This window comes from Acidovorax sp. FW305-C-20-28 (genome assembly GCF_058783375.1).
The window spans coordinates 1-21,984 of sequence record NZ_JBYSYM010000059.1 but is presented as its reverse complement, the minus strand read 5'-3'; the positions used below and the strand labels follow the sequence as shown (position 1 = coordinate 21,984).

The following is a 21,984-nucleotide window of genomic DNA, read 5'->3' as shown; positions in this document are numbered from 1 at the left end:
TTGGCGGGCATGAAGGACTCCAAGGTGATCGTGGCGATCAACAAGGATGCGGAGGCGCCGATCTTCAGTGTGGCCGACTATGGGCTGGAGGCGGATCTGTTCGCGGCCGTGCCGGAGTTGGTCAAGGCGCTGTGATCGGCCGGCCACCTCTGAGACATCAGGAGACAAGCATGCACAACAACAAACCCCTCAACCGCCGCCGCCTGCTGGCAACTGCCGCGGCCGGCATCGCGGCCACAGCCGCACCCGCCTGGGCCAACACCCCGTGGCCCAGCAAGCCGATACGTATCGTCGTGCCCTACACCGCGGGCGGCTTCACCGACCAGATGGCGCGGCTGCTGCAGGTCGGGCTGCAGCAGGCGCTGGGGCAGCCCATCGTCATCGACAACAAGCCGGGTGCCAACAGCATCATCGGCGTGGATGCCGTCGCCAAGGCCGCGCCCGACGGGCATACCTTCGCCGTGGTGATCGCCGCCTATGCGGCCAACACCACGCTCTACCCCAAGCTGCCCTATGACCCGAAGAAGGATCTGGTGGGCGTGTCGCTCATGGGGGTGTCGCCGCTCGTGGCGGCCGTCGCGACGAATGCCCCGTTCAAGACCACGGCGGAGCTGGTGGCCTACGGGCGCGCCAACCCGGGCAAGCTGAGCTACGCGTCCTCGGGCGCGGGCTCCGCCGCCCACCTGACTTCGGAGCTGATGCGCCTGGTCACCAAGGTGGACATGGTGCATGTGCCCTACAAGGGCGCGTCCCCGGCGCTGGCCGACCTCATGGGCGGGCAGATCCCGCTGTTCCTGGACCCGCCACCCAACCTGATCCAGCCCGCCAAGGCCGGCAAGATCCGCCTGATCGGCGTGGCCAGTGACAAGCGCGTGCCGGCGCTGCCGGACGTGCCGACCTTTGCCGAGCAGGGCTACCCCGGCATCGTCGGCAGCACCTGGGCCGCCATGCTGGCGCCGGCCGGCGTGCCGCGCGAGATCGTGCAGCGCATGTCCACCGAGGTTGCGCGCATCATCCGCAGCGCCGAGGTGTCGCGCCGCCTGGAGCAGAGCATGGGCACTTTTGCCGAGGGCTCCACCCCGCAGGAGTGCGATGCCTTCATTACCGCCGAAACCGCCAAATGGGCCAAGGTGATCCGTGAGGCGGGCGTGGTCGTGGACTGATTCAGCCAGATAACGATTGCTCTTGGCGCCTATGCGCCGCATCTGCTTTTTCCTACAAGGCCAGATCCGCCCGCTCCGTACGATCCGTCATCCCTGCCGCTGCGGCTGATCGCAGCCAGGCCCCTTTTGGCCAAGAGGTTCCGCCATGATGACCGACTCGCAAAACCTGTTCAGCACGGCCCAGGCCCTGCCTGGCGCGCTGGCGTCCCTGGGCTCTGCGCCGGTTTTGCGGCAGTTGCGCTACCTGGTGGATCACGGATTGGCCGATCTGCCCTCGCCGGGCTCGGGGCGGACACTGGAGCGCTGGCAGGCCCTGGGCCTGGTCGCGGGCCACGACCTGTCGCTGGCGAGGCTGTACGAAAGCCATGTCGACGCCCTGGCGATACTGCGCGAGCTGGGCTGCGAGCAGCGTGTGCCGGGCGCGATCTGGGCCATGTGGGCGGCGGAGTCGCCCGGGCGTCGGCTGGAAGCCGTTTCCCGTGGGGACGCAGGTTTTGTGCTGTCGGGCGCCAAGGCCTCGTGTGCCGGCGCTCTGGGTGCCAGCCATGCGCTGCTGACGGCCTGGCTGCCGGGGCGGCAGCCGCAGCTCATGGCGGTGGAGCTGGACCATCCCAGCGTGCAGATCGACACCAATGACTGGCACGTCGTGGGGCCGGCGGACATCCGCAGCGCGGATGTGAGCTTCCACCAGACCCCTGCCACCCTGATCGGCTCGCCGGGCGACTTCATGCGGCGCTGCGGATATTGGCAAGGCCGGGCCGGCGCTGCGGCATGCTGGCACGGCGGTATCCGTGCCGTGGCCCATGTGTTGTACGCGGCCGTCCAGCAATGCCCGCCCACCCATCCCATCCATTCCACGCGCGCTGCGGCCCTGGCCCGGGTGGACGTGCTCGTGAGCAGCGCCGCGGCCGCATTGCGCGACTGCGCAGCCTGGATCGATGCCCATCCCCGCGACGCTGCCATGGTGGCGGCCTTGCGCACCCGCAGGGCCGTGGAAAGCAGTGCCTGGCGGGTGCTGGAGGAAACCGGTCGCGCGCTCGAAGGCACGGCCTTCGGCCGCAATGCATCCATCACCCGCCTGGCGGCGGAGCTGCCGGCCTTCATGCGCCAGGGCCAGGGCGAACGCGACGAGGCGGCCCTGGCAGGCGCGCTGCTGGCCCAGGACGCACCGCCCGCCTGGGCTTTGTGAGCTGGGCGCGGCTCGCGCTGCTGTCCTACGCGCCCAGGCCGGGTTCGCGCTTACTATGGGCTTGTCGATACCGCAGTCGACACCCCCCGCTTGCACAGCAGTGCAGGCAAGAAAGCCCGCTTCGTGCGGGCTTTCTTTTTTGCTGCGCTGCGTCGAAACCCCTCCCGTCCCAGGGCTGTTGCGAATAGTTGCCCTCCCCCGAGGGCCTGCGGTTCAGAATGCTTTGTCGCCAAACACGCGGGGGTCCTATGCCGATGGAGTACCTGAAAGTGATCGCTGTCGAGATGCTGCCGATCGAGGTGGCCGATGAAGCCGGCGTGGACATGCTGCGGGTGCTGGAGGCGGCCGGCATGGTGGAGGTGCAGTTCGCGCCCGGGCGCGGCAGCCCCGCCCGTGTGGTCGCCGTCACCGGCCTGGGCCGGGCCTCGCTGCTGGCCGAAACCGCCAAGCAGGTGATCCGACGACAGCGCAGCCCCGAGGTGTCATCGGCCTGGGCGGCACTGTCCTGAGTCAAGGCCTGCAAGGCTTTTTTCAGGCGCTGACCATCGCGGGCCATACCGGCTGGCTCGCAGCTTCGGCGCGCTGTCGGCGATCTGCAGCCACCGTCAGTCCCCCATCGGGCCGCTCCAGGCTCACGCGGGCCGGCTCCAGTGCGAACAGGATGGCGCGCCGGTGCTCCGGCGTGGCAAAGCTTTCACCCGGGGCCAGCACGATGTCGCGCGTGTCGTGGTCCAGTGTGACCCAGATGCTGCCGCTTTGGCAGCGGATCTGTACGCCTGCAGCGTCGGGCACGCTGTGCAGGTCCCTGTGGGCAAGTTCAAGCATCATGGTAGGCCTCCTTGGCATTCATCGATGGAATGAATATAGTGAGCAGCCACGCTTGGCTCAAACGGTCATTTGGAATCCTTCGCATGCCAATTCAGAATGTGAAAGTGGCGTCTTCGGCGATTGGCCGCGATGAGCTGCCGCCGCTGGACCTGCTGCGCAGCTTCGAGGCCTCGGCGCGCCACCTGAGCTTCACCCTGGCCGCGCAGGAGCTGTTTCTCACCCAGTCGGCCGTGAGCCGCCAGATCCAGCAGATGGAGTCCTGGCTGGGTGTCGCCCTGTTCGAACGGCGCCACCGCGCCCTGGTGCTGACCGAGGCCGGCGCTGTGATGCAGCGGGCCGCTGTGGATGCCCTGGAGCGGCTGCGCGATGCCACCGCGCGGGTGCGCGCCGTCCCGGCCCTGCGCCAGGTGGCCATGACCTGCACCCCGGGCTTTGCATCGCTGTGGCTCATCCCCCGGCTGGCGCGCTTCACCGAGCAGCACCCGGATGTGGACGTGCGCATCTCGGCCACGCTGGAGCTGCTCGACCTGGAGCGCAGCCAACTGGACCTGGCCGTGCGCTTTTGCCCCACCGAGGACGGCCATGGCCAGCCGCTGTTCGAGGAATGGGTGGTGCCCATGTGCTCGCCCCGCCTGGCGGACAACAGCGCCAATCCCCTGCTACAGCCGGCGGACCTGGTGCGGCACACCTTGCTGGCCGTGGACCAGCACCCCGGCATGCCGCTCACGGTGGAGTGGGAGCCTTGGGCGCGGCTGATGGGCGTGTCCGAAGTGCGCATGAAGAACACGGTGCGCTTCACCCAGTATGCCGATGCCGTAGCGGCCGCCATGCAGGGCCAGGGCGTGGTGATCGGGCGCCTGCCGCTGCTGGCCGAGCTGGTGGACAGCGGCCGCCTGGTGACGCCGTTTGGCAGTTGCGCTGCATCGCAGCGCGGCTACTACGTGGTGCCCAGCGCCCGCGGGGCGGTCAACCCCGACGCGCAGGACTTCGTGCGCTGGCTGCGCAGCGAGGCCGAGGCCGCTCTGGCGCCGCAGGCGGCCATGGCCTGAAATCCCGCGCCTGGCCGGGCGGCGGGGAATTGTGCGGTAAAAGAGCGCCAGTTCCGCTCCATCCCTCCTTGCAGTGCCCATGTCCAACGCGCGATTGCCTTCGTTCAAGTTCCTGATCGGTTTCGAGGCTGCGGCGCGGCTGGGCAGCTACTCGCGCGCGGCCGAGGAGCTGTGCGTATCGCAGTCCGCCGTGAGCCACCAGATCGCCCAGCTGGAGCTGCAGCTCGGGCAACCCCTGTTCCGGCGCAAGGGCCGCGGCGTCGAGCTGACGGTGGCCGGGATGCTGCTGCACGACAGCGTGGGCAAGTCGCTGGAGCAGATCCGCCATGGGCTCAGCCGCATCGAGACCTATCTGGACGATGGGCTGGTCACGCTGGTCTGCCCTGCTCCCATCGCCAGCGGCTGGCTGCAGCCGCGCGTGGAGCAACTGCGGCAGGCCCACCCGGCGCTGTGCCCCATCATCTCGGTCGACGAGAGCGCGCGTTTCGTCGACGAGCTGGACGTGGACATCGCGATCACCCGCGAGCCGCTGCGCCAGGAGGGGGTCGTGGACATGCCGTTCCTCACCGATGAACTCATCGCCGTCGGCCCGGCCGGGCTTCCAGAGGGCACCCCCATGGAGCTGCTGTGCCTGGAAGAAGACCTCACCAGCGATCGCATCGGCCCTTTCATCCGCGAGCACTTCGGCGGTCTGCGCAAGGCCGCCATCTACGACGACCCCCGCCTGGCGCTGGATGCGGCCTTGCGCGGCCGGGGCATGGCGCTGGTGTCGCGCCTGTTGGCCGACGAGGCGCTGCGCACGGGGCAGCTCAAGGAGCTGCCGGCCTACCCGCGCTTTGCGCTGGGCACCGTCTGGATCGCACGCGCCGAAGGCCCCTTGCGCCTGCCGCTGGTGCAGGATGTCTTCGACAGCCTGCTGCGGATGACACTGGAAAATCCCAATACATGAATTCAGTTGATTATTTTCATCAAAAAACATCAGTTGTGTAGATGAGTCATGCTCCGCAGAATCGCGGTTCTCTTTGCAGCAACCTCTTTTTTGCATGACGACACGACGTATTTTTCTGGGCCTGGGTGGACTTGGCCTGGTGGGTGGACTGGTGAGCGCCTGTGGCGGCGGGGCGGAGCCTGCGGATGAAGCTTCGGTGCCGCCCGTGGCCAGGCCTGCGCCCACGCCCGGCACGGGTTGGCAGATGCCGGACGAAGGCAGCGCACAGCGCGCCGTCTGGATGGCTTTCGCGGCGCGCGAATCCGTCTGGGGCGCAGAGCTGCGCCAGCCGGTGCAACAGGACCTGGCACGGATCGCCAACGCCATCGGCCGCTACACACCGGTGAAAATGCTGGTCAACTCCGTTGACCTGGCCATTGCCCGGCAGCTGTGCAGTCCCCAGGTGCAACTGATCGAGCACCCCATCGACGACCTGTGGATGCGCGACACGGGCTGTGTCTTCGTGCGCAACGCGCGGGGCGAACGCGCCGCGGTCGGCTTCAACTTCAATGGCTGGGGCAACAAGCAGCCCCATGCCCGCGATGCCGCGGTGGCGGCGCGCATGGCCGAACTCACGGGTGTGCCCCTGGTGCGCAGCCGCCTGGTGGCCGAAGGCGGCGGCATCGAGGTCGATGGGCAGGGCACCGCCATCATCACCGAAAGCTGCGTGCTCAACGGCAACCGCAACCCGGGCCTCACCAAGGCGGCGGCCGAGGACGAGTTCAAGCGCCTGCTGGGCGTGGAGAAGATCATCTGGCTGCCCGGCATTGCCGGGCGCGACATCACCGATGGGCACACCGACTTCTATGCCCGCTTCATCCGGCCGGGCGTGGTCGTGGCGGCGCTGGACAACGACAGCGAATCCTTCGACCATGCCGTGACGCGGCGCCACCTGGAGCTGCTGCGCTCGGCGACCGATGCACGCGGACGTGCGCTGCGCATCATCCCGCTGGAAACCCCGCGGCGGGTGCGCAACACCTATGCGGCGCGGGACTTCGCGGCAGGCTACGTGAACTTTTTGCTCACGGACAAGGCCTTGTTCCTGCCCGAGTTCGGGGATACCGTGGCCGATATCGCGGCCCGCGATGCGCTGGCGGCCGAGTTGCCCCGGCACCAGATCGTGCAGCTGAACATCGATGCCATTGCCGCGGGCGGTGGTGGCATCCACTGCACGACCCAACAGGAACCCGTCTGAGGAGCGCCGCATGCCTTTTTCCCCTACCCGCCGCCGCCTGCTGGGCGGCCTCGGCCTTGCCCCCCTGGGCCTGGCAGCCAGGAGCGCAACTGGCGCTGCGGCGCCCGAGGCCTGGCACATGCCCGACGAGGGCGACCCGCACCAGGCCACCTGGATGTCCTTCGGCCCGCACGAGCGGGTCTGGGGCCGGCGTCTGCTCGCACCTGCGCGTGAACACCTGGCCGGCATTGCGCGCGCCATTGCGGCCTTCGAGCCCGTGCACATGCTGGTGCGCGCGCAGGACCACGACCTGGCCGCCCGCCTGTGCGGCGACCGGGTGCAACTGGTGGTGCAACCGGTCGATGACCTGTGGATGCGCGACACCGGCCCGGTCTTCGTGCGCGACACGGCGGGCCAATGGGCGGGCGTGGACTTCAACTTCAATGGCTGGGGCGGCAAGCAGGAGCATGCACGCGATGCTGAGGTGGCCGGTTTCGTGACCGAAGCTGCCCAGGCCCAGGGCCTGTGCACCCCGCTCGTGCTGGAGGGTGGCGGCATCGAGGTCGATGGCGCGGGCACCGCCATCATCACCGAGAGCTGCGTGCTCAATGCCAACCGCAACCCCGGTCTGGGCAAGGCCGCCTGCGAGGCAGAACTCGCGCGGCTGCTGGGCTTGCGCAAGATCATCTGGCTGCCGGGCATTGCGGGCCGCGACATCACGGACGGGCACACGGACTTCTATGCCCGTTTTGCGGCACCGGGGGTGGTGGTGGCCGCGCTCGATGAAGACCCTGCTTCCTATGACCATGCCGTGACCCGGCGGCACCTGGAGATCCTGCGCCAGGCCACCGACGCGCGCGGGCAGCGGCTGCGCGTGGAAGTGCTCAAGGCACCGAGAACGGTGCGCCCGCGCTTCGAATCCGACGAGTTCGCTGCCGGGTACGTCAATTTCTACCTATGCAACGGTGCCGTCATCGCACCGCAGTTCGGCGATGCCAGGGCGGACGCCAATGCCCGGGCGCTGCTGCGCGAGCTGTTTGCGCGGCGCGAGGTGGTGCAGTTGGACATCGATGCCATCGCGGCGGGAGGCGGCGGCATCCACTGCACCACCCAGCAGCAGCCACGCTGACCTCCGGCTTCACCTGCGCTGGCGCTGCAGGCCGTAGGGCACGTGGTCGTTGGCCGCGACGAAGGGTTCGTGCAGCACCTTGCGCCGGGGAGGCGCGGCACTGCCCGCCTGCGACACGGCGGGTGCCTTGACCTGCACGGCAGCCCGGCCATCGGGGGTGGCGCCCATTTCGAGCTGTACCGGATCCTGGCCTGTTTTGCGGTGGTGGGCCCAGGCCACGTCCGAGATCACCGCGTGCTCCGCAATCACGAGTCCCAGCAGGTCGGTGAATTCACGCTCCTGCGGGTGCTGCCACTGCACCTGGATCGTGAAGCACTGGCCATTGTTGGAGCAATTGATCGTCAAATAGGGATTGCCTTGCTGCTCCCCTGGGGCGGGCCCAGGTGACGGCTGGATATTTTGCGCACGGCTTTTGAGGGCCTGGTTGCGGAATATGTCCAGCGATGCGCCAGGATCTTCTTCTCCGATAACAGACGTATCGATATGGGCGGTAACGATGGGTTGGGGACGGGACATAAGTTCACCTCACGCCGAAGGGCTCCGGGATATTCTGATTTTCAGAACATTCACCCTGGATTTTCCAATCCTCTCGGTAGCCGCATGTCCCTGGGAGCTTCAGGAGCATGCAGTTGCAATTGCAATGGTGTTTACCGGTGGGTGGCCAATAAGCCCATGGTGAACCCAGCGCATGCCTATGGCTGTAGGACAATCACCGGGTGGTGCGCCGTCTTGGCGCCGCAATCGGGGTATTCGTCAGCCAATCCACAAAAGCGTTACCAAATCGTTCCGATAATCCGGCAGGAATATGCAGATACTCATTTCTCGCCGGCAGGGTTGGCCTGCGTGCTGGGCCACAGGTTGGCATGGTCCGCAAAATCAGGCCGCTGCGGGCGTACCACGCAGAAACGCTGCCCCGTGGGCGACTCCATCACCCACCAGCGCTTGACGAATTTCACCCGCCGGGCACCCAGCGCTTCCAGGCGTGCCACCTCGGCATCGATGTCGTCGGTTTCGATGTCCAGGTGCACGCGGCTCTCGTGGTCCACCGCCTGAACGAGGACCTGGATCTCGCTGTCCGGGCTTTGCAGTTCGCGGTACCGCTGAGCGCTGTCTTCCTGTGGCGGTGCCACCGGCCAGCCCAGGGCCGCCGACCAGAAGGCCGCAGCGCCAAACACATCCTCGGTCTGGCAGTCGATCACCATGCAGCCCAGTCGGCTGCGGTGCCCTGCCGTGAGGGGCGAGGCGGGTTGGAGCTGGACCTGCAGGTGCTGGCCGGCGGACTGTTCCGGAGCCCCAGGTGCGCCCAGGAGGGCGCCTTGCAGGGCCGCCTGCCATCTCTGCGTGGCCTCGCCGTCGTTGCTGTAGCGGTGCGCGTTCCAGGCGTCCAGCACCTGCTGCGGACCACCGAAGTGCGCCTCGAGGGCGCCCTTCACATGCCTCTCGGCAGCCTCCAGTGCATGCGCGGGCAGGCCGCAGGCGGCCAGGGACAGCGTATAGCTCATGGGGTCGGACCTCCTTGGGTTGCGGTCAGGCCTGGTGAGGCCTTTTTCCGGGCCCCACTGACCATCTCCTGCACCCACTGCACCAGGATGCCGGTGTAATTCTCTTTCCACTCAGGGCGGGTCAGCGCGTGGTCGGCACCGCCGATCACCCGGTAGGTCATGGAGCGGGTCTGAAGGAAGGCGGCGCGGTAGTTCTCCAGCACCGGGTGGGGCACGACGTCGTCGTGCTCGGACTCGACCAGCAGCACGTCGCCCTGGAACTGTGCGCTGGCCGCCAGCGCCCGGTTGCTCTGCGGCTCGATGGCGCGGCTGCGGTAGGCGGCGACCTCCTGGCGGTTGAGCCTGATCTTGGAGACCATCCAGTCCTCGTCCTTGTACAGCGCGGGCGCCCGAAGGGCCATCCAGCGCACGGGCCGCAGCGCGCTGAGCACGGCGGCCAGGTAGGCTCCGTAGCTGGTGCCGACCACCAGCACCGAGGCCGGGTCCACCGCCGGGTGGCCCACCAGCAGGTCGTAGGCGGCCAGCATGTCGTTCAGGCTGTCCTCGCGCGTGACGCTCTCGCGCTCGGCGCGGTCATTGGCGTGGCCCCGCAAATCAAAGGTCAGGCAGATGCAGCCCAGGGCCGCGATCTGGTGCGCCCGGTCGATGTACTGCTTTTGGCTGCCGTCCCAGCCGTGCACCAGCATCACGCCGGGCACCAGCACGTCGGGTGCGACCAGCGTGCCTTCGATGCTGCGGTTGCCCACCGGGATGCGGATGCCTCTATGCCGTGTGGTCATGGATTTCCAGCGTGGTGTACTTGGTCAGCGGCCCGGCTTCGGGATCGACGCCCTGGTAGTACAGCGTGGCGCCAACCGGAATGGGTTGGGGCGCGCCGAATTTCTCGACGCAGCTGGCGCGCACGCGCCGCAGACCCGGGTTGTGGTGGAAGGCCTCGAGCGCCGCGACCTCGGCACCGCTGGCCCCGCCCACGCGCCAGGATTGCTCAAGCACGCCCGAGCACCACTGGCCCGCCGCATTCAGGCCCTGGGCCACGTCGTAGTTGATGCGCGAGGCGAAAAAGCCCGGGTAGCAGGTACGTACCGCCTCGTCGTAGGCCAGGGCCTGGGTCACGGCGTCGTGCAGCGGGCCCGAGGGGGTGCCGGCCAGCAGGGCATGGAAATCGCCCCGCACCACCGTGAGGTCCGAGCCGCCGTAGACCAGGGCCCCGTGGTTGTCGGGCGTGAGGCGCTGCGAGCCGTAGTAGGAGGCCTGCAGGCCCGCCACCCGCACCTGCCCGATGCTCAGCGTTTCCACCTCGGTCAGGTTGTGCTCGAGCACCACGCCGTCCTTCTCCAGCAGGCTGTCGCCGAGCGCGTTGAGGCAGACCTCCAGGGCCGCCATGGTGCTGGCGACGGTCTGCCCCCGGCCGCCCGTCTCGCCCACCGGCTTCACGCGCAGCGGCCCCAGGGCGAACAGCGCCTCGCCGGCGCGCAGTGCATCGGCGCGCGAAAAGGCCGCGTAGCCTGGCAGCACCGAGCGCTTGACCAGGCGCGAGAACTCGGGGTTCCAGCCTTCCGGGGCCGCCGCCTCGAACGACACCAGGGGATGGGTGATGGCCTTGGTGGCAATGAAGGCCTGCGGCACGACGCCGCCGAAGAAGTCGTCCGGCCCATGCACCCCCAGGGCGTGCGCGGTGGCCACGCCCACCAGTGTATCGCTGGGCACCAGGTAGGTGCGGCCCTGCCAGATGGGCTGGGGCAGCTCGTCCATGCTGTAGGCGCAGCCCTTGATGTCGGCCAGGCGGCGCACCAGTTCCTGGCGCGTGGTCTGTTCATGGGTGCTGGCGTGCCCGCGCAGTCCCCGGGTGAAGGGCATGACCGTTTCCTGGGCTTCGCGCCGCCGCAGCGCCAGTGCGCTGTGGGCAGCCTCCAGGCCGAGCGGAAGCTCCGATGGGTAGGATGTCATGGCTGGGCCCTCCAGGCTGGGTGGGCGCGCGCTGCAAGGGAATTCGCAGGGCCGCCGTTGGCAGGTAGCCGGTGCCCGGGGCGCATGCCCCGCGTTCACCGAGACTCCATGCTATTTTTGGCGGGGGGCGCTGGCGCTTCTTGTGCGCCGCAACAGGCTGTAGGACGCCGGCTACAGCGCGTCAGCCTCAGAGCCTGTTCAAAGTCTCTTGAACAGGCTCTCAGATCTCGAAGGTATTCTCGGTCCGCGTGCGCGTCTCGGGAGCCACAAAGCCCGCTACCCAGCCCGGCAGCTCGTGCGCCGGCATGGGCCGCGCCAGGAAGTAGCCTTGGCCGACGTCGCAGCCCAGGGCCGCCAGCTGGTTCCAGTGGTCCTGGGATTCGATGCCCTCGGCCACCACCTTGCGGCCCAGGTCATGGGCCAGGTCGATGGTGGAGCGCACGATGACGGCAGACGCCTTGCTCTCTGTCATCTCGCAGACGAAGGACTGGTCGATCTTGATGTACTCCACCGGCAGCTGCTGCAAGTAGCTGAGCGAGGAGTAGCCGGTGCCGAAGTCGTCGATGTACAGCACGATGCCCAGGTCGCGCAGCGCATGCAGCACGCGCAGGGCGCGCTCGGGCTCGCCCATGACGGTGGTTTCCGTGATCTCCAGCTCCAGCAGCCCGGGCGCCACCGGCCAGGCGGCCTGCAGTTGGCGGATGGTCTGCAGCAGGGCCTCGTCGCGCAGGTTGCGTGCCGACAGGTTCACGGCGATCGGCACGGCCTTGCCCCGTGCCGCCCACCCGTGGTTGAGTTGCAGGCTGGCCTCAATGACCCATTCGGTCAGTGGCTTGATCAGCCCCGTGTGCTCGGCCAGCCCGATGAAATCGCCCGGCATGAGCAGGCCGCGCTCCGCATGGCGCCAGCGCACCAGACCCTCAGCCCCGCGCACCTGTCCGGTGACCATGTCGATCTTGGGCTGCAGGTACAGGACCAGGTCGCCGTTCTCGATGGCGCGCCGCAGCTCCCCCGCCATCTGCAGCCGGTGCGCCTGGTTGTGGTGGTGGCTCTGCGCCGGATCGAACACCACATGCCCGACCCCGGCCTTCTTGGCCTGGTGCACGGCCGTGTCCATGTGGCGGTACAGGTCGTGCGGGGTTTCTCCGTGCAGGGGAAACAGGGCCACGCCCGCGGTGACGGAGACTTCCATCGAGATATCGGCAATCGGAAAGGGCTGGGCCAGCACGGCGTCCACGGTGCGCACCATGGCCACGGCGGTATCGGCGTTGCACTGGGGCAGCAGGATGGCGAACTCGTCGCCGCGCAGCCTTCCCACCGTCGCGGATGCAGGCACGGCCTGGACCAGGCGGGCCCCGACTTCCTGGAGGATCTGGTCGCCATAGCAAAAGCCCAGGGCGTCGTTGATCTCGCTGAGCCTCTCCACATTGGCCTGCAGCACGGCAAACGGCTTGCCGGCCCCGATCGCGGACACCATGTTCTCCGTGAACTGCGCTTCGTTGGGCAGCCCGGTAAGGGTGTCGTAGCGAAGCATCTGCTGCATGGCCTCCTGCACCCTCGCCTGCTCGCTGCGCTGGCGCAGCGTTGCGATGCCAAAGGCCAGGTCATCGGCCGATTCGACCAGGAAGGTGATCTCGTCGGGTTCGAAGATCTGCAAGCGGTTGCTGTAGATCGCCAGCACGCCGATCACCTCACCGGCCACCCGCAGCGGGCAGGCCAGCACCGAAGCCGCTGCCGGCATGCCGGCCAGCCAGGCAGGGCCATCGGGGCCGGGCGGCTCCCCTCCCCGGCCCACGCTGGCCAGCCCCGAGCGCATGGCGTCGCCGACCACCCCCTGGCCGGTGTCACCGGCCTGCCAGCGGGAATTCAAGGCACCCAGCCAGGGTTGCGCCGTGGCGGTGGCGCTTTCCGCCACGGGCACCAGCAGGCCGCTGGCAGCGTTCGCCGGGCGGCACCAGACCACGGCCATGGCGTAGCCACCGGCTGTAACGATGGCCTCGCACATGCTGGAGAGCAGGCCCTGCTCGTCCACGGCGCGCAGCATGGTACGGTTGCCGGCACTCAGGGTCTTGAGCGCCCGGGTGGTGTGCTCCAGGCGCTGCACATGGTCTTCCATGGCCGTGTTGAGCGCCAGGATTTCCTCCTCGGTCTGCTTGCGCGCGGTGATGTCGGCGCCCAGCACGTAGTAGCCCTGCACGCGCCCCTCGTCGTCGCGCTTGGGGATGCAGTCGATGGCCAGCCACATGCCCGGAAAGGGTTGCCAGTCATAGCTTTGCCGCTCGCCCTGCAGGGTGCGCTCGATCCGCGGGGCGGCATGGGCGTAGCGCTCTTCGCCCAGGATCTCGCGCACGGTGTGGCCGGCCACCTCGTCGCGGTCCGGCGCATACAGCGCCTTGTGCTGCGCGTTGACGTAGACATAGCGCTGTTCCGCGTCGACATAGGCGAGCACCGCCGGCACGCTGTTGATCACGCTGTTCAGATGGTCTTCGCTGGTGCGCAACTGCGCGGTGCGCTCCTGCACCCGCTGCTCCAGCAGGGCATTGGCGTTCACGATCATGCGCTGGGCCTGGCGCGCCAGGGTCTCGTCGCGGAACACCAGTACCACGCCCGTCACCTCACCCGTGCTGGCGCGGATGGGCGCGGCGCTGTCGGCAATCGGGCATTCCGTTCCGTCGCGCGCGATCAGGGTCGTGTGGTTGGCCAGCTCATGGACGACGCCGGTGGCCAGCACCTGGGCCACAGGCACCACGGCCGGCCCGCGCGTGATCTCGTTGATGATGCGGAACACCACGTCGATGGGCAGGCCGCGCGCCATCTCGAAGGTCCAGCCGGTCAGGCGCTCGGCCACCGGGTTCATGCGCGTCACGCGGCCTTCGGTGTCGGTGGCCAGCACGGCATCGCCGATGGACTGCAGGGTGGTGGCCAGGCTTTCCTCGCTGTCGGCCAGGGCCCGCTGGGTCTGGCGGGTCTCGCGCAGCTGGCTGCTGATGAGTGCGAAGGCACCTGCCAGCAGCCCCATGAGCACCAGCACCGCGACGCCATTGGCTGCAAGCAGCAGGCGGCGCGTGCGCAACTGTGCTTCGGTGCGCTCGCGCAGCAGCGCGGCCTCTTCGAACTCCAGGCCGCGCAGCAGTTCATGGATGCGGTCGCGTGTCTTTTGCAGGGGGGCCGTGGCCACGTAGGCATTGGCGGCCTCCTGGCCCTGGGTCTTGCGCAGCATCTCCACCCGGCGGGAGATGGCCAGCCGCTCGTCCACCATCTGGCGCAGCAGGGTCCAGCGTTCCTGCTGCAAGGGGTTGTCGGCCGTGAGCTGGCGCAGCTGCGACAGCATGGCCTCGCGGGCCTCGGCCGCGGCATCGCGCTCGGTGATGTGTGCGGGGTCTCCGGTGATGCGAAAGGTCTGCGTGCTCAGCTCGATCTGCAGGGTGTTGGCCCGGATGTGCGCGACGTTGCCCAGCACCTGGTGGGTATGGGCCACCCAGCCGGTCGCCTCCTCGGCATCATCGGCCAGCTTCCAGCCCATCACCGTGACACCGGCCACCACCAAGGCGGCAGCGATGAACGCGGTCAGGACCTTCGATTCGAAGCTCGAGCGCAGCAATGGCCTCCCCTCCCCCTGTTGTGCCAGAATGGCCCATTCTTACACCCGACAGGCCTTGCGCGGTAGCAAAAAATTACATGGGTCGCGCAGGTGGCGGCGTTGTCCTACAGGCCGGCCTCAGGGGAAACGCTTATTGGGGTGCACCGATGTCGTTCTGCCCCCCGCCAGCCCTGGGCAGGGTGAAGCGGAATGCCGCGCCCGGCGCGGCCATATCCACCAGGGCGATGCGGCTGCCATGCAGCGCCAGGATGCGGTGCGCGATGCGCAGCCCCAGGCCGCCGCCGCGCCGCGCACCGCCCACGGCGAAGGGCCGCTCGAACAGGCCCTCGCGCAACTCCGGTGCAATGCCGGGCCCGGTGTCCTGCACCTGCACGGCCAGGCCATCGCGCTCCCGGGCCAGCGCCACCGTCACGGTGCCGCCCGGCGGCGTATGGCGCAGGGCGTTGTCCAGCAGGTTCGTCAGCACCCGCTCGACCAGGCCCAGGTCGGCCTGCACCGGCGGCAACTGCGGCGCGATGTCGGCCCGCAGGGCCACCTGGCGCTCCTGGGCCGCCAGCTCGAATTTCTGGAACACGTCCTGCACCAGGTCGGCCATGGCAAAGGGTTCGGCCTCGGGCTGGACGAAGCCGTATTCGAGCCGCGCCAGCTCGAACAGGCTCTGCGCCAATGCCCCCACCTTGCGGCTCTGGTCCAGCGCGATACCCAGGTAACGCTGGCGTTCGGCCGGCTGCAGCGCGGCGTCCTTGAGCAGCAGGGTTTCGAGGTAGCCGTGCAGCGAGGACAGCGGCGTGCGCAGGTCGTGCGAGACGTTGGCGATCAGCTCGCGCCGTTCCTGGTCCTGGCGATTCAGCGCCTGCCATTGCTCGCCGATGCGCGCCACCATCTGGCGGTAGGCCCCGTCCAGCACCGCGATTTCGTCACGGCTGTCCGGGGGGGCCGGTGCCGATGGCGCGGGAGACGGCTCGGGCGGCGTGGCCCCGCTCATGTCGAAGCGGCGCACGGTCTCGGTCAGGCGGCGCAACGGCCGCGTGATGAGCGTGAAGGCCACCAGGCCGGCCGCCAGGCACAGCAGCGCCACCATGGCAATGGACCACAGCGCCGTGGTCAGCACGGCATTGGTGGAGCCCTGTGCCGCCACCGCGTCGTGCGCCTCACCGAGCAGCACCACGTAAATGAAGCCGACATCGCGCCCATGCACGCGCAGCGGCGCGGCGCTGAAGACCTTGCGCCCGTCCTGGCTGCGCGGGTCGTCGGCCAGGATGGGCAGCGGCGCCCCGTCGATGAGGCGCCGCACGGGCTCCAGGTCCACGCGGTCACGGCGCAGCCGGCCCTCGGGCGCGGCATGCCCGGCGATGCGCCCATCGGGCCCGAGCAGGTAGACCTCCACGCTGGGATTGACCACCATGAGCTGGTTGAACAGCTGGCGCACGGCACCGGGCATGAGGCCGTCGGCGTCGGTGAGCTGGGCATCGCGCGCAATGCTCGCGGCAAGGTCGCGCGACAGGCCCTGCACCACCTCCAGCTCGTGCATGCGGTTGGAGCGCACCTGCATCCAGGCCGAGGTGCCGCTGCACACCAGCAGCAGCGCGGCAAACACCAGCGACAGCCGCTGGGTCAGGGTGAGCCTCATGGCGCATCCCCGGCAAATTTGTAGCCCCGGCCCCAGACGGTGAGGATGCGGGCCGGCTGCGCCGGGTCGGCCTCGATCTTGGCGCGCAGGCGGTTGATGTGGGTGTTGACCGTGTGCTCGTAGCCCTCGTGCTGGTAGCCCCAGACGGCATTGAGCAGGTCCATGCGCGAGAACACCTTGCCCGGCTGGCGCGCAAAGAAGTACAGCAGGTCGAATTCGCGCGGCGTCAGGTCCAGCCGCTGGCCGGACAGTCGCGCTTCGCGCGCCACCGGGTCCATGGCCAGGCCCGCCACCGACAGGCTGCCTGCCTGCTGGCGCGCGTTCTGCGCCATGGCCTCGGCCCGGCGCAGCAGGGCGCGCACGCGGGCCACCAGTTCGAGCACCGAGAATGGCTTGGGCAGGTAGTCGTCGGCACCGATCTCCAGGCCCAGGATGCGGTGCACCTCGCTGGCCCGCGCGCTGATGATGATGATGGGCACATAGCGCGCCATGGCGCGGGCACGGCGGCAGATTTCGAGGCCGTCCACGCCGGGCAGCATCAGGTCCAGCACCAGCGCATCCCAGTCGCCGCCGCGCTCGAGCTGTGCCATGCCGTAGTCTCCGCGCGCGCAATGTACGACCTGCAGGCCTTCGTCGCGCAGGTGCATGGACAGCAGGTCGGCGATGTGGGCATCGTCTTCGACCAGCAGCACGCGTTTGAGAGGGGGTACGGACATGGAATGGGAACGAAAGGAAGCCGGAATGCCTGCATTGTGCGCAATCCGCGCCTACCGAGTTATCACGAATTTTTGAAGTTTGCGTGAGGACTTGGCGATGGGGCCGAACCTAAGCTGTGCCCATCTACCGACCGAGGACGCCCATGACACCGACCCGCCGCCACCTTCTGTTCACCGGCACTGCCAGCGCCCTGGGCCTGGCCGCTGTGTTCTCGCACCGTCAGGCCCCGGCCGCCGGCAGCAGCGAGGTGTTAGAAGTGACCCTGACCGACGCCCAGTGGCGTGCCAGGCTCAGCCCTCAGCAGTACGCCGTGCTGCGCCAGGAAAGCACCGAGCGCCCGGGCAGCAGCCCGCTCAACAAGGAGCACCGCGCCGGCACCTTCGCCTGCGCGGGCTGTGCCCTGCCGCTGTTCTCGTCCACCACCAAGTTCGACAGCGGCACCGGCTGGCCCAGCTTCTGGAAGCCGCTGGACAAGGCCGTGGCCACGCGCACGGACCGGACCTTCGGCATGGCGCGCACGGAGGTGCACTGCCGCCGCTGTGGCGGCCACCTGGGCCATGTGTTCAACGACGGTCCCCAGCCCACGGGCCTGCGCTACTGCATGAACGGCCTGTCGCTCCAGTTCACGCCCGGCGCCGCCTGAGGAGAGACCTGCCATGCTGCTCATTCTTCTGGCCTACCTGGGCGGGGTGCTGACCATCGTCAGCCCCTGCATTCTGCCCGTGCTGCCCTTTGTCTTCTCGCGCGCCAGCCAGCCCTTCGTGCGCAGCGGCCTGCCGCTGCTGGCAGGCATGGCGCTGACCTTTGCGGCCGTGGCCACGCTAGCCGCCGTGGGCGGCGGCTGGGTGGTGGCCGCCAACCAGTATGGGCGCTGGGCGGCGCTGGTGCTGCTGGCGGTGTTCGGCCTGGCGCTGCTGTGGCCCGGTCTCTCCAACCGGCTGGCGCGCCCCCTGGTGGCCGCTGGCGACCGGCTTTCCCAGACCGCCCAGGGCGATGGGCAGCCGCGCGTGGGCGCCTCGGTGTTGCTGGGCGTGGCCACGGGCCTGCTGTGGGCGCCCTGCGCCGGGCCGGTGCTGGGCCTGATCCTCACGGGCGCCGCGCTGCAGGGCGCTAGCGTGGGCAGCACCCTGCTCTTGCTGGCCTATGCGGCGGGGGCGGCCACCTCCATGGCCGCCGCCCTGCTGCTGGGCGGCCGGGTGTTCGCCGCGCTCAAGCGCTCGCTGGGCGTGGGGGAATGGGTGCGCCGCGGTCTGGGCGCCGCGATGCTGGCCGGAGTGGCTGCGATTGCGCTGGGGCTGGACACCGGTGTGCTGGCGCGCCTGTCGACCGCTTCCACCGGGGGCATCGAGCAGGCCCTGGTGGACCGGCTCGGCGGCGAACCCCACGGTGGCGGTGCCATGGCCATGGGCGGTGGCCCCTCCATGATGATGCAGGCCGGCGGTGCCATGATGGCTGCTGCCGACGGGGCCGGCCCTTCCATGGTGGCGACCAAAGGCCAGGGCACCGGATCCCTGCCCGACCAGGGCGAGGTGCCCTCGCTCGACGGTGCCGTGCAGTGGCTCAACTCCCCGCCGCTCACCACGGCCGGCCTGCGCGGCAAGGTGGTGCTGGTGGATTTCTGGACCTACTCGTGCATCAACTGCCTGCGCGCCATGCCCTATGTGAAGGCCTGGGCCGAGAAGTACAAGGACCAGGGCCTGGTGGTGGTGGGCGTGCACGCACCCGAGTTCGCCTTCGAGCGCGACGCCGCCAACGTGGGCAAGGCCGTGCGCGACCTGGGCATCGCCTACCCCGTGGCCATCGACAACAACTACGCCATCTGGCGCGCCTTCCAGAACCGCTACTGGCCTGCCCACTACCTGATCGACGCCCAGGGCCGCATGCGCTACCACCATTTCGGCGAAGGCAACTATGCCGAGTCGGAACGCGCCATCCAGCAGCTGTTGCGCGAAGCCGGCAGCGCCGCCCCGGTGCAGGACGGGCTCACCCAGGTGGCCGGCCAGGGCGTGCACCAGCCTGCCGACCTCAAGACGGTGCGCTCGCACGAGACCTATCTGGGCTATGAGCGGGCCGAGAATTTCGCCTCGGCCGAGCCCGCTGTGCGTGACCAGGCCCAAACCTACACGGCACCGGTCCAGCCGGCGCTCAATGCCTGGGGCCTGGCCGGCCAGTGGACGGTGGGTGCCGAGCGCGCCACGCTCTCCGGCGGCAGCGGCCGCATCGTCTACCGCTTCCAGGCCCGCGACCTGCATCTTGTGCTGGGGCCGGGGGCGGGCGGCAAGCCGGTGCGCTTCAAGGTCACGGTCGATGGCCAGCCTCCGGGTGCGTCGCACGGCACGGATGTGGCCGCCGACGGCACGGGCACGGTGACCGACCAGCGCCTGTACCAGCTCGTGCGCCAGGGCGGCGATATCCGTGAGCGCACCTTCAGCATCGAGTTCCTGGATGCCCCTGTCGACGCCTACGCCTTTACCTTTGGTTGAACGCAACCCGTCACACTCCCTCCACCTTATGAAAAAGGCTCTCCACCATGACGACGACCACCCCCTCCTCTCCCGGCCGGCGCAGCCTGCTGCAGCTTCTGGCCGGCGGCGCCACGCTGACCGGCGGCGCCCTGCTCTTCCAGAACCTGGCCCACTCGGCCGAAGAGGCCGTGGTGATCCCCGCGCCCGCGCAGGATGTGCCTGCGGGCAGTGCCAAGCTGGAAAAGGCCATCTTCGCCGGCGGCTGCTTCTGGGGCGTGCAAGGCGTGTTCCAGCATGTCAAGGGGGTGCAGAAAGCCGTGTCGGGCTACAGCGGCGGCTCGGCCGCCACGGCCAGCTACAACCTGGTAAGCAGCGGGCGCACCGCGCATGCCGAGTCGGTGGAGATCAGCTACGACCCCGCGCAGGTGAGCTATGGGGCGCTGCTGCAGATCTTCTTTTCGGTGGTGCACGACCCGACCCAGCTCAACCGCCAGGGGCCGGACACGGGCACGCAGTACCGCTCGGCCATCTTCGCGGCCAGCCCCGAGCAGGACACGGTGGCGCGCGCCTACATCGCCCAGCTCGACGCGCTCAAGGTGTACAAGAAACCCATCGTGACGCGCGTGGAAAGCGACCCGAGCTTCTTTGCGGCCGAGGCCTACCACCAGGATTTCCTGACCGAGAACCCACGCCACCCCTACATCGTCATCAACGACCTGCCCAAGGTGGCCCACCTCAAGCGGCTGTTTGCCAGCCGCTACCGGGCCGAGCCGGCGCTGGTCAAGCGCGCGGCATGACCGGCTCGTAGGGACTGGCATTTGATCGCATAGCTGCGGCCTGTTGAGAATCAAGCTCAACTGCTCAGGGGGATATGGTGCAATGGACGGATGGGCATTCGATGGGTACTGACAGACGAGCAATGGGCCAAGATAGAGCCGCACTGCCTTGGCAAGCCAAGCAACCCAGGGCGAAGCGGCACAGACAACCTTCGCTTCGTTGAGGCAGTACTGTGGATTGCCCGCACAGGCAGCCCCGGGCGAGACCTGCCGCGAGAGTTGGGCGACTGGAACACGGTGTTCAAGCGCTTTCGGGATTGGGTCAAGGCCGATGTGTTTCAACGCCTGTCCGATGCAGTGAGCGAGCAACTGGACATGGAATACGCGCTGGTAGATGCCGCGATTATGAAATTGCATCGGCACGGCCAAGGTGCAAAGGGGGACTTCGGGCCAGGCTATAGGTCACTCGCGGGGAGGCTGGAGCACGAAGATACTGGCCTTGACGAACGCGTTGGGCAATCTGGTGAAGTTCATCCTGATGCCAAGGCAGCGCCATGACACCACAGGGTGAAAGAGCTGATCACTGATGTGCGCTTTGACGCTTTGCAGGGCGACAAGGCCTTTGATGCCAACTGGCTGATCGCGGAGTTGGACAGTCGCGGCGCACAGGCGGTGATCTTATAGATGGCGCACCGTCGATCGCCCTTGGAGGTCGACCGAGAGGTCTACAAATGACGTCACTTGATCGAGAACTTCTTCGGCAAGCTCAAGGAGTTCAAGCGCATTGCAATGCGCAGCGACAAGACAGATACCAGCTTCTCGCCCATGATCCATCTGGCAGCTGCGGTTATTGACTCCGATGATTCTCAACAGGTCCTGGGGCGGGGCAACTTCCATGACGGATCGATGCACGCTGGTACCCAACCCACCGATATCTGCCTGATCCATCGTCGCAGCAGCAGACTTGTGCCACATCACCCCGTGCTACTGACCCCGCATACCGCCGTGTCCTCATTGACGAGCGCGACCATATCAGTGCTCTGTCTCACAAATATGTGGCGCTAAAACCGCGTCTTTCGCACTATGGGAACCTCAATACCCGGGCATTCCATCGGAACCGGATCAAGCGGCACTTGCTATGCAGTCGCAGGCTGATCCAAGCACGCTTTCACGCGTTGCCCTCTCACGCATGGTGTTCGACGGTGGCCGCTCACGGGCACCTTGATTGCCCAACGCCAGGCCCTTGGGCACTCTATTGCCCCGTTGAAGCCCCCGCGTCTAGGCTGTGGCGTTTTTGTAGAACGGGCCCACGCCCTTTGCGGGAACATCGGCAGCCGCTTGATGTTGTAGCACGCAACCATCATCGTCATCGCCACACCCGCCCACGCCCACGCCCACGCCTGCACTATGGTGCGGATGATGCAGCAAGCAAAAGCACTGGTAGCTCATGCGGTCCAGCAGTTGGTATTCCATCTGCTCGTCCGGGAGGTTGTACAGGCGCTTCAAGACCAGCACGCGCGCCATCACTTCGGTGGGGTAGGCGAGGCGTCCGCCCTTGCGAGCGTCTGCCCGCCCCACTATTCCATCGGACCAGCGCGGCCAGCTCAGCGAAGTCGATGTGCTGGGCGATGATCTGCAGCGGGTCGCCCGCATCGTCGACCTTGCGCTTGCGCGAGGCTTCGGCGAACAGGTCGAACTTCAGTGCGCCGCGGGGGGATCATGCGGGGGTCAAGACGGGAGCGAAGGGCTTAGCAGGCTGTTGAAATTCACCGCTTGCCACCGAAAGCCCCCCGCTTTAAGTTGCAGGCGCTCAGCAGACGGCTTGT

General features: G+C 68.0%; 18 protein-coding genes and 3 pseudogenes. 12 read left to right on the top strand and 9 right to left on the bottom strand.

The window, feature by feature from the left end:
* The 4 genes and pseudogenes from AC3WOH_RS33820 to AC3WOH_RS33805 all read left to right on the top strand — a co-directional run.
* Positions 1–135: pseudogene (locus tag AC3WOH_RS33820) on the top strand (electron transfer flavoprotein subunit alpha/FixB family protein); the annotation flags it as partial.
* A gap of 35 nt (positions 136–170) precedes the next feature.
* Positions 171–1,163 (top strand): tripartite tricarboxylate transporter substrate binding protein, encoded by a 993-nt coding sequence (locus AC3WOH_RS33815; RefSeq protein WP_492233708.1) that lies wholly within the window; start codon positions 171–173, stop codon positions 1,161–1,163.
* 148 nt (positions 1,164–1,311) lie between these two features.
* Positions 1,312–2,352 (top strand): acyl-CoA dehydrogenase family protein, encoded by a 1,041-nt coding sequence (locus AC3WOH_RS33810; RefSeq protein WP_492233707.1) that lies wholly within the window; start codon positions 1,312–1,314, stop codon positions 2,350–2,352.
* Positions 2,353–2,606: 254 nt separating this feature from the next.
* Positions 2,607–2,861 (top strand): hypothetical protein, encoded by a 255-nt coding sequence (locus AC3WOH_RS33805; RefSeq protein ID WP_492233706.1) that lies wholly within the window; start codon positions 2,607–2,609, stop codon positions 2,859–2,861.
* 22 nt (positions 2,862–2,883) lie between these two features.
* Here AC3WOH_RS33805 and AC3WOH_RS33800 read toward each other — a convergent pair whose 3' ends face one another.
* On the bottom strand, positions 2,884–3,180 hold the full coding sequence (locus AC3WOH_RS33800) for a DUF2917 domain-containing protein (protein WP_492233705.1): 297 nt from the start codon (positions 3,178–3,180) through the stop codon (positions 2,884–2,886).
* An 83-nt stretch (positions 3,181–3,263) separates the two neighbouring features.
* On the opposite strand from AC3WOH_RS33800, the gene AC3WOH_RS33795 reads away from it, so the two are divergent.
* The 4 genes from AC3WOH_RS33795 (at position 3,264) to AC3WOH_RS33780 (ending at position 7,520) form a co-directional block, all read left to right on the top strand.
* The gene (locus tag AC3WOH_RS33795) at positions 3,264–4,229 is read left to right on the top strand and encodes a LysR substrate-binding domain-containing protein (RefSeq protein ID WP_492233704.1); all 966 of its coding nucleotides are present in this window, start codon (positions 3,264–3,266) and stop codon (positions 4,227–4,229) included.
* Positions 4,230–4,308: 79 nt separating this feature from the next.
* Positions 4,309–5,178: a LysR family transcriptional regulator gene (locus AC3WOH_RS33790; RefSeq protein WP_492233703.1), complete on the top strand. Its 870-nt coding sequence runs from the start codon at positions 4,309–4,311 to the stop codon at positions 5,176–5,178.
* Positions 5,179–5,272: 94 nt separating this feature from the next.
* Positions 5,273–6,412, top strand: coding sequence for an agmatine deiminase family protein (locus tag AC3WOH_RS33785; RefSeq protein ID WP_492233702.1), 1,140 nt, complete (start codon positions 5,273–5,275; stop codon positions 6,410–6,412).
* Positions 6,413–6,422: 10 nt separating this feature from the next.
* Positions 6,423–7,520, top strand: a complete 1,098-nt coding sequence (locus tag AC3WOH_RS33780) for an agmatine deiminase family protein (protein ID WP_492233701.1) — start codon at positions 6,423–6,425, stop codon at positions 7,518–7,520.
* Between the two features lie 9 nt (positions 7,521–7,529).
* Here the strand turns inward: AC3WOH_RS33780 and AC3WOH_RS33775 are convergent, their stop codons facing one another.
* The 7 genes from AC3WOH_RS33775 to AC3WOH_RS33745 all read right to left on the bottom strand — a co-directional run bounded on the left by AC3WOH_RS33775 (position 7,530) and on the right by AC3WOH_RS33745 (position 16,916).
* Entirely contained in the window at positions 7,530–7,865 is a 336-nt protein-coding gene (locus tag AC3WOH_RS33775) for a hypothetical protein (RefSeq protein ID WP_492233700.1), read from the bottom strand.
* 470 nt (positions 7,866–8,335) lie between these two features.
* Positions 8,336–9,022: a VOC family protein gene (locus tag AC3WOH_RS33770; protein WP_492233699.1), complete on the bottom strand. Its 687-nt coding sequence runs from the start codon at positions 9,020–9,022 to the stop codon at positions 8,336–8,338.
* On the bottom strand, positions 9,019–9,801 hold the full coding sequence (locus AC3WOH_RS33765) for an alpha/beta hydrolase family protein (RefSeq protein WP_492233698.1): 783 nt from the start codon (positions 9,799–9,801) through the stop codon (positions 9,019–9,021). Before AC3WOH_RS33765 ends, AC3WOH_RS33770 begins: the two co-directional genes overlap by 4 nt.
* The gene (locus AC3WOH_RS33760; RefSeq protein WP_492233697.1) at positions 9,785–10,969 is read right to left on the bottom strand and encodes a DUF3182 family protein; all 1,185 of its coding nucleotides are present in this window, start codon (positions 10,967–10,969) and stop codon (positions 9,785–9,787) included. The genes AC3WOH_RS33765 and AC3WOH_RS33760 overlap by 17 nt, the downstream gene beginning before the upstream one ends.
* A 220-nt stretch (positions 10,970–11,189) precedes the next feature.
* A complete protein-coding gene (locus AC3WOH_RS33755; protein WP_492233696.1) occupies positions 11,190–14,570 on the bottom strand; it encodes an EAL domain-containing protein in 3,381 nt (1,126 codons plus the stop codon).
* A gap of 130 nt (positions 14,571–14,700) precedes the next feature.
* On the bottom strand, positions 14,701–16,200 hold the full coding sequence (locus tag AC3WOH_RS33750; RefSeq protein ID WP_492233695.1) for a sensor histidine kinase: 1,500 nt from the start codon (positions 16,198–16,200) through the stop codon (positions 14,701–14,703).
* Positions 16,197–16,916, bottom strand: a complete 720-nt coding sequence (locus AC3WOH_RS33745; RefSeq protein ID WP_492233694.1) for a winged helix-turn-helix domain-containing protein — start codon at positions 16,914–16,916, stop codon at positions 16,197–16,199. The genes AC3WOH_RS33750 and AC3WOH_RS33745 overlap by 4 nt, the downstream gene beginning before the upstream one ends.
* Positions 16,917–17,059: 143 nt before the next feature.
* Between AC3WOH_RS33745 and msrB the strand changes: the two genes are divergently transcribed.
* The 4 genes and pseudogenes from msrB to AC3WOH_RS33725 form a co-directional block, all read left to right on the top strand.
* Positions 17,060–17,560: a peptide-methionine (R)-S-oxide reductase MsrB gene (gene msrB, locus AC3WOH_RS33740; RefSeq protein WP_492233693.1), complete on the top strand. Its 501-nt coding sequence runs from the start codon at positions 17,060–17,062 to the stop codon at positions 17,558–17,560.
* Between the two features lie 13 nt (positions 17,561–17,573).
* Positions 17,574–19,400 carry a cytochrome c biogenesis protein DipZ gene (locus AC3WOH_RS33735; protein ID WP_492233692.1) on the top strand — a complete coding sequence of 609 codons (1,827 nt, stop codon included), beginning with the start codon at positions 17,574–17,576 and terminating at the stop codon, positions 19,398–19,400.
* A gap of 47 nt (positions 19,401–19,447) precedes the next feature.
* On the top strand, positions 19,448–20,179 hold the full coding sequence (gene msrA, locus AC3WOH_RS33730; protein WP_492233691.1) for a peptide-methionine (S)-S-oxide reductase MsrA: 732 nt from the start codon (positions 19,448–19,450) through the stop codon (positions 20,177–20,179).
* Positions 20,180–20,269: 90 nt separating this feature from the next.
* Positions 20,270–21,010, top strand: a pseudogene (locus AC3WOH_RS33725) (IS5 family transposase); the annotation flags it as partial.
* A 576-nt stretch (positions 21,011–21,586) separates the two neighbouring features.
* On the opposite strand, the pseudogene AC3WOH_RS33720 reads toward AC3WOH_RS33725, so the two are convergent.
* A pseudogene (locus AC3WOH_RS33720) lies at positions 21,587–21,860 on the bottom strand (transposase); the annotation flags it as partial.
* Positions 21,861–21,984 lie beyond the last annotated feature (124 nt).